Source organism: Fibrobacter sp. UBA4297, assembly GCF_002394865.1.
Lineage (GTDB): Bacteria > Fibrobacterota > Fibrobacteria > Fibrobacterales > Fibrobacteraceae > Fibrobacter.
This window is the reverse complement of the sequence record NZ_DGUZ01000009.1, coordinates 356320-368356: the sequence shown is the minus strand read 5'-3', so window position 1 is coordinate 368356 and position 12037 is coordinate 356320. Positions and strand designations below refer to the sequence as shown.

Below are 12037 nucleotides of genomic sequence, written 5' to 3'. Positions count from 1 at the left end.
CAGGGAGGAGAAATCTTTGTTCTTGACATGGGCATGCCGGTCAAGATTGTAACACTTGCAGAAAACTTGATCCGTATGTATGGCAAGGTGCCGTACAAGGATGTTCCTATCAAGTTCACAGGACTCCGTCCGGGTGAAAAGATTAAGGAAGAGCTTTTGATGAATGAAGAAGGCTTGAAGAAGACAAAGAACAAGCTCATCTTCATCGGTAAGCAAATTGATATTGACACATCCAAGTTTATCAATGAACTTTGGAAACTCAAGAATGCAGCTTCCGAAAACAATGACGAAATTGCAATTAACGCATTGCATGAAATTGTTCCGACATTCACAACACCAGAAAAGTTCAACAGCTCTATTTTGAAGCAGTCAGAACCCGTAGCACAGAAGAATTAAAACAACAATGACAAACACAAAAGAAGGACAAAATATGAAAAAAATCATTGCTCTTAGTTTGTTATCCAGTTCTCTAGCCTTTTCTCAGGTTGGTATGCTGGGTGGCACAGAGGGTTTGCATGAAATCAATGCAAAGACTCTTGGTCAATGGCAATTCAATATTGGCGCCAGCGGAAATTTCACGTTTGGCTCCTGGGGCTTGTCACGCGGTGGCATCTATGAAGTAAAAGGCAAAAGATATGCCTTTAATGATGCTGATGCTTCCATTACGGGCAATGTGTTCGTTGCTGTCGGTCTTTTGGACTTCGTTGATGTAGGCGTGTCTCTGCCGCTTTACTACGAACATGCCAATTCCCAGTGGGGTGGTAAGGCCAACATGTGGACGACAAGCCGCGGTGACTTGGATCTCTTTACCAAGATTGGTCTCCCGTTTGCATCGGTTGGTGTATTCGACATGGCCCTCATGCTTGACCTTTACATTCCGACGGGTGAACCGAATGCCGGTGTGCGTCCTCGCCATGCCTGGTACCTGAACGGCTACGGCAACACACATCCGTTCACAGCTGATAGATTGGCTTTTGGTGCAGGTCTTGCGTTGTCGTTTGACTTCAACAAGATTGGAGCACCGATTTCCTGGAACTTGGCAGCAAGCTATGTTGCTCTGGCCAGCTACTCCAGAACGCAAACTCTCGTTTATAACACGGGCGTGAACTGGAATGCAGCAAGCTGGTTGACTCCGTTCCTTGAATTCTCTGCAGAAATGCGTTTGCAGAAGGTGGGACGCTATAAGGTTGATCCGCTTGTAGATCCGATGCTCCTCACTCCGGGTGTCCGTTTCCACTTCCCGCATAATATTGATTTCGCTTTGGGCGTAGACTTTGCTCTCCGTTTCTTCCAGAGTGGCGCCAGTCACAGGGCTGATATCGAATATGGTAAGAATCATACCATTTACTACCAGGGTGAAAGAGGCGTGAAAGCGACTTACGGTTACGTCGGCTCTCCGCTCTTCGCTGGTTCAGCTCTCTTTAGTGTCAGGTTTGATGCTGCCGCCAAGTCTGCGGATTCTGATGGTGATGGCATTCCGGATAATGAAGATAAGTGCGCCCGTACCGAAAAGGGTATTAAGGTTGATGCTGAAGGTTGCCCGGTTGAAGATGCTGCAAAGATTGCTCGCGATAGAGCTATTGCCGACTCCCTTGCACGCGTTGATTCCGACAAGGATGGCATTGCTGATATTAACGACAGATGTCCGAATACTGTTGCTGATATTTCTGTGGATTCCTTGGGCTGTATGCTTGACTTTGACAAAGACGGTGTTGCTGATAATCTTGACCAGTGTCCGAATACCCCGTCTGGCGTTCCTGTAAATTCTACGGGTTGCGCAATGGACTTTGACAAGGACGGTGTTCCAGACTATCTCGACAAGTGTCCGAATACTCCGGCAGGTGTCGAAGTTGGTTCCAACGGTTGCTTGCTCGATACCGACAGAGACGGCATTACCGATTTTAAGGACAAATGCCCGAATACTCCGGTTGGCTATGCCGTCGATTCTCTTGGCTGCTTGCCGGACTTTGACAAGGATGGCGTTGCTGATGTTATCGACAAGTGCCCGAATACGCTTCCGGGTGTCCGTGTTGACGAAAAGGGCTGCCCGATCAATAAGAAAGAAGACCTGGACCAGCTCAAGAAGGGAATCAACTTCAAGACGGGTTCTGCAAAACTCACCAAGAGCAGCTACGGCACTCTTGACGACATCGCAGAACTCATGCTCAAGATTCCAGAAGCCAACCTCGAAGTTCAGGGCCATACAGATAACAAGGGTTCTGCAAAGAAGAACCTGAAGCTTTCCCAAAATCGTGCAGATGCTGTGGTCAAGTATCTTAACAAGAAGGGCGTGGCAAAAGACCGTCTCCGCGCTGTGGGCTATGGCAGTGAAAAGCCGATTGCAGACAACAGCGATGCAACTGGTAGAGCTCAGAACCGTCGCGTGGAACTCATTCCTTTTGCAAAGTAATGGGTGACCGATAGTTTTGACAACGTGAATGCTATCCAACCTAAATGGTTGGATAGCTTATTGTATAATACGGCTTCTTTGTATAAAAATAAGTTGAATGTCAGTGAAAAATAAACTAATTTTCTACTTGATCAAAATCTTTTATTAATCAAACAATTCGTAATTGCTTTACTTAATTAGGATAACGTATGGCTGAAAAAGATGAAAAAAAAGTTGTTAGCCAAGCTACAATTCAGTTGCCTCCAGACAACAATACAATTACGTTGCTTGAAGCAATGCAAATCCTTTGGGAAAAGAAATTCACGTTATTGCTGTTCATTCTGGTGGGCGGCCTTGTCGGATTTTCGATTGCAAACTGGCTACGTCCGCAGTACACTAGCGACATCTTGTTGCAAATCGACGCGAAGGGTGGTAACGCGACGAAGGCTATGGGTGAGATGGGCTCCATCCTTGATGTGGCAAGCCCGGCCGATGCTGAAATCGAGCTTATCAAGAGCCGCATGGTGTTGAGCTATGTGGTTGAAGCCGAACGCCTTTGCTTCAATGCAACGCCTGTTGGTGCCGTTGACCGCTTTACGCACAAAGAGGGGCGCATGGACTTGGATTCCCTCTATATTCCTACGCTTGCTCGTGCAGAAAAGTGGATGGCTAGAGCCGTCGATGAAAATACATACGAAGTCATTTCGCCTGAAGAACAGGTCATCTTGGAAGGTAAAGTCGGTGAATTGTACAAGGCTCCCTACGCTGGCGATACTCTCGATATTCATGTTTCAAAGATGCTTGCTCAGCCGGGGCAGGAATTTGTTCTTTCTCAATCGGGTTTGCTGGGTTCCATCGCTGCATTGAAGGCTGGACTTAAAGTTGCCGAAAAGGGTAAGAAGAGCGGTATCATCGAAGCAAGCTTCAATCATCGCTATCCTGATAGGGCTGCTTCTATTTTGAATACGGTGGCAAAGACTTACTTGCGCCAAAATGTTGAAATGCGTAGTGCCGAAGCCGCTAAGACTCTCGAATTCTTGGAAAAGCAGCTCCCTGGTGTGAAGGCTAAACTTGACAGTGTCGAAAAGATTTTGGCCGATTATCGTTACAGCATCGGGTCTGTGGACATGACAGGCGAAACGCACGCTCACTTGAACAAGGAAAGTGAAATCCAAAGACAAATTTTGGATTTGGAACAGCAGAAACAAGCTGCCATGCGTTTGTTCAAGGCTGAACATCCTAGCGTTCAGACTCTTGTGCGTCAGCAGAACCGTTTGAGGGCAGAACTTGCCAAGTTGAAAAAGACAGCTGAAAAGATGCCTTTGACGCAACAGGAAGTGGCTCGTCTCAAAGAAGATGTGGCGGTCAATAACGAAATCTATACGACCATGTTGAATAACATTCAGCAGTTGCGTGTTGTGCGTGCTGGTGAAGTGGGTAATGTCCGTATTGTTGACTATGCGCAGATTAACGGAGTTCCGAGCAAGCCAAAGAAGATGAACATCATTATCTGCTCTGTGGCTGCTTCGTTTATGCTTGGAGTTCTCTTGGTATTCCTCTTGCGCATGATGCATAATGGTGTTCGCAGTGTTACGGAAATTGAACGTGAAACGAATACAAGCGTGCTTGCAAAGGTTCCTCAAAATCCTGATACCGGCTTGAACTTGAAATTTAGAAAGACAAGGAAAACTCATGTCCAGACAGATCCTGACGATCCTCTTAGCGAATCGATTCGATCCATTCTTACAGCGATTGATTTCTCTTTCAATATGAATAGGGAACATCAGGTGATTATGGTTTCTGGTATTATGCCTGGTGTCGGTAAGAGCTTTATCTCGACGAACCTCGCTGCTACTTTTGCCATGGTCGGGAAGAAGACCTTGTTTATTGATGCGGATATGAGAAAGGCTACGTGCCGCTTTACAAATGTTGGCCTTGCCGATGTTCTTATGGGTAAGGTTGCTTTTGAAAATGCTAAAATTACAAGTACGAACCTTCCGAATCTTGATTTGTTGGAATCTGGCAAGTTTACTATGTCTGCGTTTGAATTATTGCGTGGTGACATGCTTAAGAAATTGATTGATGAAATTCGTCCGCAGTACGATGCTATTATTATAGATACTCCGCCGACGAATATTGTGACGGATGCATACATGATTTGCCCGTTGATTGATTTCGCGCTTGTCGTGTTGCATTATGGTCGCCATTCTATGGATTCCATTAAGGAATCTTTACAGACTTTGGAACGCTATTGTGATAAACCCAAGGCTTTTGTGTTGAACCATTGCGAACACAGACACGGTTACGGTTACGGTTACGGTTACGGTTACTACGGTAGCAAATCTAAAAAGCATAAAAATTAGCAATATATCTTAGTAACGAGCAATGCTCGTGAAGTACAAGATCCCGCTTCACTTTGTGAAGCGGGATTTTTTTTATCGAGTGTGCAGGAAAATGACAATTCGTCAATAATTTTTTGTGACAAAACGTCCGCTTTTCCGTAAAATAATGGATTTTTAAAGAGTGATGAATCGCGCACAAAAAGCGCAGAAACACGGGGTTAAGAAGTTGAAGAGTAAACTGATTTGGATGGTCGCGGCAGGCCTTGCTTGCGGCGCGGCCCAGGCGCAGACGAAAGTCGTTGTGGACCCGGGTAAAAAGTATCAGCTTTTTGAAGGCTGGGGAACAAGCCTTTGCTGGTGGGCTGAACTCACTGGAAAATGGAGCGAAGCGAATTATAAAAAGCTTTTGGGCGCAGTTGCCGACCCGGATACGGGCCTTGGCTATAATATTTTTCGCTACAACATTGGCGGTGGCGACCAGCCCGGTCATAACCATTTGACCAAGGGCGATGGGGGAGCCGCAATTCCCGGCTACAAGCCAACGGAAAAAGGCGATTACGACTGGACGGCCGACCAGAGCCAGAGAAATATTGCTTTTGCTCTTGCCAAAATGGCGAAAGATCCGATTTTCGAAGCTTTTTCCAATTCCCCGCCGTGGTGGATGACAAACAGCGGTTGTGTTTCGGGAGGAGTCAATGGCGCCGACAACCTCAAATCTGATTATTTTGACGATTTCGCAGATTACCTCTCCGAAGTCGCTAAGCACTTCAAGGAAGAATGGGGCATCACATTCCGCACGATTGAGCCGTTCAACGAGCCAAGTGCAGGCTGGTGGAAGGCTAACGGTGACCAGGAAGGTTGCGGTTTCAAGAACAAGCAATCCGAAATGATTGTGGAACTCGGCAAGGCGCTCAAAGCGAAGGGGCTATTCCCTGAAACTTCTGTAAGTGCAGCCGACGAATCGAACATTGGCGATGCTTTGGCTCGTTTCAATAGCTATAGTGCCGAAGCACGTTCTTACATGTTCCAGGTGAATACGCATAGCTATTCTGGTTACGATTCCCGAGCCAAGCTTTATAATGCAGCGTTTGCCGCCGACAAGCGCGTTTGGCAATCCGAATCGGGACCGCTCCACCGCAGTGGAAATCTCGATATTACGCTTTGGATGGCGGATGTGATTTTGCATGACCTTCGCGATATGCATGCGAGCGCTTGGGTCGATTGGCAACTTTCAGACCCTGCCGAGAACTGGCGCACCATTGCTGTTGACCATAAAAAGCAGACATTCTCGTACGCCCCTCGATTCTACATGCATGCCGCGTTTAGCCGCGCCATTCGTCCGGGTTCTCGCTTTATCGATAGCGACAATAGCAACACGCTTGCCGCCATTCGCGAAGATAGCTCGCTTGTGCTAGTGGTGCTGAATACGGGCTCTAGCGATGCAAAATACACGTTTGACTTGAGCAAGTTCGCAACGATTGGCAAGAAGGCTAAGGTCCACCGCTTTACGCTCCCAGTTGCGCTCAAAGCAGATTCTGATATTGACGTTACGAACAATGCAATTACGGTCACTGCAGGTGCGCAATCCATTGTTACTATGGTCATTGAAAATGCAACCGGTGGTGTATGCGAAGCTAGCTCAATTATTCCGTATGCAAAGATTCACGATGGCGGCTGGAACGAAACGACGGAAGTCAAGGTGAATCCCGGCGATTCGCTTGTGATTGGCCCGCATCCGTACGATGGCGGCCGCTGGACTTGGAAAGGTCCGAATGACTTCTATTACTTGGGCCGTGAAGTGCGTTTCAAGAATATGCAATGGCAAAGTAGCGGTATTTACACGGGAACGTACGTGAATCCGTATGGCTGCGAAAGTACAGTTGACATCAAGGTCATTGTTGACGACCCAGAACACCCCTACATTGAACCGGTGGAGCCGGAGAAACCGGATTCTGGCAAAGTGAGTATTTCACCGAGAGTCGTGCAAGGTGCTGGGAAAATTTCGGTCACTAGAAGTGGGGGAGACCTGCTAGTGAACGCTGGGAATGCAGCGTGGAATGTCGCGCAGTCCGGGAAGTCCTCGCAGTCTGGGAATGCGCCGCTTCAGCTCACGATTCACGACTTGCAGGGCGTGCTTTTGATGCGTCGTTCCGTTGACGGTTCTGCAGTGGTGCCTATCGCGCACTTGGCGAAAACGCCGTTAATTGTGCGAATCAAGAGCGCTGGGAAGACCGTTTATCAGAAAAAATTCAATTAACTTAAAAATCCTCGCGAATGCGGGGATTTGTTTTTTGCATTAAACTTTACGATTCCTTATGATGAAGCTTGTTGGCGAAGCTACGGCATTTGGCGATTTCGCGTGAGGTGAGTTCTTTGTTCTTGAGTGTGCCGGCTTTTTGCAGAACGCCAGCAATCTTGAATCCGCTCCAGCAAAGAACTTCCTTGAGAGCTCGGACAGTCCCAGCAGATTGCTTGAACAAGATGTTAAACGGCCACGGGGTAGAGCAAGTCGTGATGATGACAGCCTTTTTGCCCTTGAGAAGCGGAATAGGGTAACCGCTTTCGCTGTGGTCCATCATACCGTAAACCCAACGGTCGAAAAGCATTTTGAGTTGCCCCGTCATATTACCCCAATAGCACGGAGAACCTACAATTAGCGCATCGCAATCTTGTACGAGTCGTAGCACTTGCTTGGCATCGTCATTAGGCATAACACAGTCATGTGTGCTACGGCATTTCATACAACCTACGCAGGGTCGAAATTGCAATTTGCAAACATCAACGTAAAGAACTCTGTCTCCACAAGCCAACAGTTCATTGCGAACAATTCCAAGCATTTGGCTGATATTGCTATTCGGGCGAGGGCTTGCATTCAAAATGACAATTTTTTTCATCAGGTCTCCAGGGCTATAGCGTTCTTTTATTTATTAAACACCTAAAGATTGGAAAAATGTCACTTTTTTAGTGGCCCATATACCCATAGGTAATATACAAAAAATCCCGGGCAGCACTGCTCGGGAGAATTTTTCAATGAGTGCAAGAGCTGCGAACAACCTCATACCTCAAAGGCACGAAGTGCCGCGTTTCTCTCGTCTTTCGTCTGTAGGCCCGTAGGGCCGTTCTTTCGTCTTACTTGAACAGATTCTTCATCTTCTCGAGGAAAGACTCTTCCTGCGCGGTTTCCTTGTCCTTGCGGAGTTCAGCGAGCTTCTGGTAAAGCTCCTTCTCTTCGTGGGAAATGTCCTTCGGAATGTCCACACCTATTTGCACGTAGAGACTTCCACGGTCGCCCTGTTTCTTGAGAGGCCACAAGCCCTGATCGCGCAGACGGAGAACGCTGCCAGCCTGAGTGCCAGCGGCAATCTTGATCTGGATTTCATCACCGCCGATGGTCGGGATGCGCTGCGTACCGCCAAGAACCAGCTTGTGGACTGGAACCTTGACTTCGCAATGCAAGTCGTCGCCTTCACGGCTGAAGAAATCGTCCGGTTTTTCGGCAATCACGACGAGCAAGTCGCCGCAAGCGCCACCGCGCGGACCGCAGTTGCCTTCGCCACGGAGGTTCAGGTACTGACCTTCGCTCACGCCCGCCGGAATCTTGATGGAAATCTCTTCGGTTTCCTGTACGCGACCCTCGCCGTGGCAATGTGAGCACGGATTAGCGATTACTTCGCCCATGCCACTGCAAGTGGGGCAGACGCTTTCGGAAACCATCTGGAAAAATCCGCCGGACACACGACGTACACGACCCGTGCCATGGCAGGTATCGCAAGTTTTGACGTTCGTACCGCCCTTGCCGTTACATTCCGTACACGGCGTATAGCGTTTTAAGCGAACCTTCTTGGTGCAGCCTTCGAAAATTTCCTTGTAGCTGAGTGCCACCTTGATCTGCAAGTCATTACCACGCGGAGGACCAGCCTTGCGAGAACTTCTGCGGCCACCGCCACCGAAACCAAAGCCACCACCAAAGATATCGCCAAACTGGCTGAAGATATCGTTGATGTCGAATCCGGCACCACCGAATCCACCACCGCCAAAACCGCCACCAGGAGCGTTAAAGCCGAACTGGTCGTAGTTCTTGCGCTTTTCAGGATTAGAGAGCACGTCGTAAGCTTCGGCAGCTTCCTTGAACTTTTCTTCAGCTTCCTTGTCGCCCGGGTTCTTGTCCGGATGGTACTTGATAGCAAGCTTCTTATAAGCGTGCTTGATTTCATCAGCACTTGCGTCCTTGCCGACGCCCAAAACTTCGTAATAATCTCGTTTTTCAGCCATAATATGCCTTCGGCATTAGTAGACAGTAGGAAGTAGACAGTAGACAGGAAAAAGTTCTTTTGCTGTCTTTTAACAACCGCTAACGTCCTATTTCATACTAAAATCGTTCACAAAACATACTCTTATTTACACAAAAAGGATTGCTCCCTAAAAGAGAGCGAATCCTTTCTATTTAGACGGCTGGCCTGGATCCTTCGACTTCGCCCTACGGGCTCCGCTCAGGATGACACTTCCTACTTCCTACCGTCTACTTCCTACTAATTAGTCAACCACTTCAGCGTCGACGACTTCCGGACCATCGCCCTTCTTGTCGTTCTTCGGCTGTTCAGAAGCACCCGGCTGCGGACCCGGCTGAGCCTGGTTTGCACCGGCGGCCTGAGCCATGGAGCTGATCATGCCCTGGAGCTTGTCCATAGCGGCCTTGATTTCTTCCTTAGTGCCGTTATCCTTCTTGGCCTTAATGTCGTCAATGGCAGCCTGGAGCTGGCTCTTGGTGTCGGCCGGGAGCTTGTCGCCAAATTCCTTGAGCTGACCTTCAGCCTGGTATGCCATCTGTTCGGCCTGGTTCTTGATGTCCACAAGTTCGCGCTGTTCCTTGTCCTTGGCAGCGTTAGCTTCGGCATCCTTGACCATCTTGTTGATTTCGTCTTCAGACAAACCGCTAGAAGAAGTAATCTTGATGGACTGTTCCTTACCAGTTTCCTTGTCCTTTGCAGACACATGCACAATGCCGTTTGCGTCGATATCGAAGGTCACTTCGATCTGCGGCACGCCACGCGGCTTCTTCGGGAGGTCGGTCAAGTCGAACTTGCCGAGCGTACGGTTGTCGCGAGCAAATTCGCGTTCGCCCTGGAGCACGTGAATCGTCACAGCCGGCTGGTTGTCTTCGGCAGTGGAGAACACCTGGCTCTTCTTGGTCGGAATCGTGGTGTTACGATCGATGAGCTTGGTCATCACGCCACCGAGAGTTTCGATACCCAAAGAAAGCGGGGTCACGTCGAGGAGGAGCACGTCCTTCACAGCGGAGTCGCCAGAAAGCACAGCGCCCTGAACGGCAGCACCGATAGCCACCACTTCGTCCGGGTTCACAGTCTTGTTCGGTTCCTTGCCGAAGAACTTCTTCACGGCTTCCTGAACGGCCGGGATACGGGTAGAACCACCGACGAGAATCACTTCGTCAATTTCGCTCAAAGAAAGACCGGAGTCCTTGATAGCCTTGCGGCACGGTTCCATAGAACGTTCCACGAGGTGAGCGGTGAGCTGGTCGAACTTTGCACGGCTGAGGGTAAGGTCGAGGTGTTTCGGACCAGAAGCGTCAGCAGTGATGAACGGAAGGTTGATGTTCGTAGAAGTCGTAGCAGAAAGGTCAATCTTAGCCTTTTCAGCAGCATCCTTCAAACGCTGCAGGGCCATCTTGTCCTTCTTCAGGTCGATGCCCGGATTGTCCTTCTTGAATTCGTCGTTAATCCAGTCAATGATGACTTCGTCGAAGTTGTCACCGCCGAGCATCGTATCGCCGTTGGTGGCCTTCACGCTGAACATACCATCGTCGATTTCAAGGATGGAGATATCGAACGTACCACCACCGAGGTCATACACAGCAACCTTTTCGCTCTTCTTGGAGTCAAGACCGTAAGCAAGAGCAGCAGCCGTCGGTTCGTTCACGATACGGAGAACTTCAAGGCCAGCAATCTTACCGGCGTCCTTTGTTGCCTGACGCTGAGAGTCGTTAAAGTAAGCCGGGACCGTAATCACAGCCTGCGTCACCGGCTGGCCGAGGTAATCTTCGGCAATCTTCTTCATGGTCTGGAGGACTGCGGCAGAAATTTCAGGAGGAGCAAACTGCTTGTCGTCGATCTGCACGCGGACCGGATCAGAACCCGTGCCGACGAGCTTGTACGGCATGTTCTTTTCGGCAGCGGAGCATTCGCCAGCCGTACGGCCCATGAAACGCTTGATAGAATAAATCGTCTTTTCCGGGTTCGTGATTGCCTGGCGCTTTGCAACGTGACCCACGAGACGTTCACCGTTCTTGCCAAATGCGACAATAGACGGCGTAGTGCGGAAACCTTCTGCATTGGCGATGACGACCGGCTTGCCACCTTCCATCACGGCAACGCAGCTGTTTGTCGTACCCAAGTCAATACCAATAATCTTACCCATGATTTTATCTCCTATTTTAAATTCTTGATCCCCAGTGTTTTTGTTTGAGTGGGGAGTTTTTTTCGCCGATACATTAGCAAAAGCCGTGCCAACCCCGAAAAGCGCCCTTTTTGTTTCGTTCTGAAACGTTTTTAAGGCGAAAAAAGAGCGAAAATAGGGTTGTTTCATTATTGGACGGTAGGGCGGGAAGGCTTCGGTGATGTATTAAATAGATAGGAGGTGGCTACTTTTTATTTAGTAAACCGAAGGCGGTAAACTGTAGTCTGGGGAAGAGCCTTTTCCATAAAACGACCAATCTATAGAAAAAGTGTATCGGTTTCTGCTTTCACTGATATCACGTCCATAGCGAAATTCAAAAGAAAAACGACCATACGAAATATATGCTCCGGCACCAAATTCAGTATATCGAACTGGTTCAGGATCTCCAGAACAAGCTCCAGGAGGAACAAAAATGCCACCATCACCACAGTAACTGTCTTTCAAATAAAATTCACGTCCATTTACAGAAACGTGCTGCGTAAACCCCAATCTCCAATTATCTCCCCAATACATTTGCTCAATTGTCGAAATTCCACCCATAAGACCAAGAGAGCCCCAACTCATCACTCCAAAATGTTCGGAAACAAACCCTGGTTGTAACATCAAAGTTAAACTTTGTAATCCAAGACCAAGGGAAAAATAGGACCAATTAAAAAAATGAAAAAAAGAAATATCAGCAGGCCATTCATCAGCTTCTAAAACATCAAATTTATGTCGAGAAGATTCTCTATCATTTTCCTTTGTTTCGTGAACCAAATCTCCGCTGTAATGAGCTAGTGTAAGAGTATTGGTTGAAAAGTTGTCTCGGAATGACCCCATAAACGCCGCTGCA

8 protein-coding genes are annotated in these 12037 nt (G+C 48.3%); 4 read left to right on the top strand and 4 right to left on the bottom strand.

What is annotated here, in order from left to right:
* The 4 genes from B3A20_RS04830 to B3A20_RS04815 all read left to right on the top strand — a co-directional run.
* A partial coding sequence (locus B3A20_RS04830; RefSeq protein WP_290762495.1) for a polysaccharide biosynthesis protein occupies positions 1–396 on the top strand: 396 nt, incomplete at its 5' end.
* Between the two features lie 34 nt (positions 397–430).
* Complete coding sequence (locus tag B3A20_RS04825) at positions 431–2410, top strand: OmpA family protein (RefSeq protein WP_290762494.1); 1980 nt, start codon at positions 431–433, stop codon at positions 2408–2410.
* 188 nt (positions 2411–2598) lie between these two features.
* On the top strand, positions 2599–4752 hold the full coding sequence (locus tag B3A20_RS04820; protein ID WP_290762493.1) for a polysaccharide biosynthesis tyrosine autokinase: 2154 nt from the start codon (positions 2599–2601) through the stop codon (positions 4750–4752).
* A 163-nt stretch (positions 4753–4915) separates the two neighbouring features.
* Positions 4916–6988, top strand: coding sequence for a glycoside hydrolase family 30 protein (locus B3A20_RS04815; protein WP_290762492.1), 2073 nt, complete (start codon positions 4916–4918; stop codon positions 6986–6988).
* 46 nt (positions 6989–7034) lie between these two features.
* Here the strand turns inward: B3A20_RS04815 and B3A20_RS04810 are convergent, their stop codons facing one another.
* The 4 genes from B3A20_RS04810 to B3A20_RS04795 all read right to left on the bottom strand — a co-directional run bounded on the left by B3A20_RS04810 (position 7035) and on the right by B3A20_RS04795 (position 11961).
* Positions 7035–7625, bottom strand: a complete 591-nt coding sequence (locus B3A20_RS04810; RefSeq protein WP_290762490.1) for a flavodoxin family protein — start codon at positions 7623–7625, stop codon at positions 7035–7037.
* Between the two features lie 235 nt (positions 7626–7860).
* Positions 7861–9003 (bottom strand): molecular chaperone DnaJ, encoded by a 1143-nt coding sequence (dnaJ, locus tag B3A20_RS04805; protein ID WP_290762488.1) that lies wholly within the window; start codon positions 9001–9003, stop codon positions 7861–7863.
* 261 nt (positions 9004–9264) lie between these two features.
* Positions 9265–11166 (bottom strand): molecular chaperone DnaK, encoded by a 1902-nt coding sequence (gene dnaK / locus B3A20_RS04800; protein ID WP_290762486.1) that lies wholly within the window; start codon positions 11164–11166, stop codon positions 9265–9267.
* A 234-nt stretch (positions 11167–11400) separates the two neighbouring features.
* Positions 11401–11961: a hypothetical protein gene (locus B3A20_RS04795; RefSeq protein ID WP_290762484.1), complete on the bottom strand. Its 561-nt coding sequence runs from the start codon at positions 11959–11961 to the stop codon at positions 11401–11403.
* Between the last annotated feature and the right edge of the window lie 76 nt (positions 11962–12037).

What these genes read in the sequence shown, in the direction of transcription:
- B3A20_RS04815 (WP_290762492.1), top strand. Translation starts at nt 4,916, where the DNA reads ATGAATCGCGCACAAAAAGCGCAGAAACACGGGGTTAAGAAGTTGAAG.
- B3A20_RS04820 (WP_290762493.1), top strand. Translation starts at nt 2,599, where the DNA reads ATGGCTGAAAAAGATGAAAAAAAAGTTGTTAGCCAAGCTACAATTCAG.
- B3A20_RS04810 (WP_290762490.1), bottom strand. Translation starts at nt 7,625, where the DNA reads ATGAAAAAAATTGTCATTTTGAATGCAAGCCCTCGCCCGAATAGCAAT.
- B3A20_RS04825 (WP_290762494.1), top strand. Translation starts at nt 431, where the DNA reads ATGAAAAAAATCATTGCTCTTAGTTTGTTATCCAGTTCTCTAGCCTTT.
- dnaK (WP_290762486.1), bottom strand. Translation starts at nt 11,166, where the DNA reads ATGGGTAAGATTATTGGTATTGACTTGGGTACGACAAACAGCTGCGTT.
- dnaJ (WP_290762488.1), bottom strand. Translation starts at nt 9,003, where the DNA reads ATGGCTGAAAAACGAGATTATTACGAAGTTTTGGGCGTCGGCAAGGAC.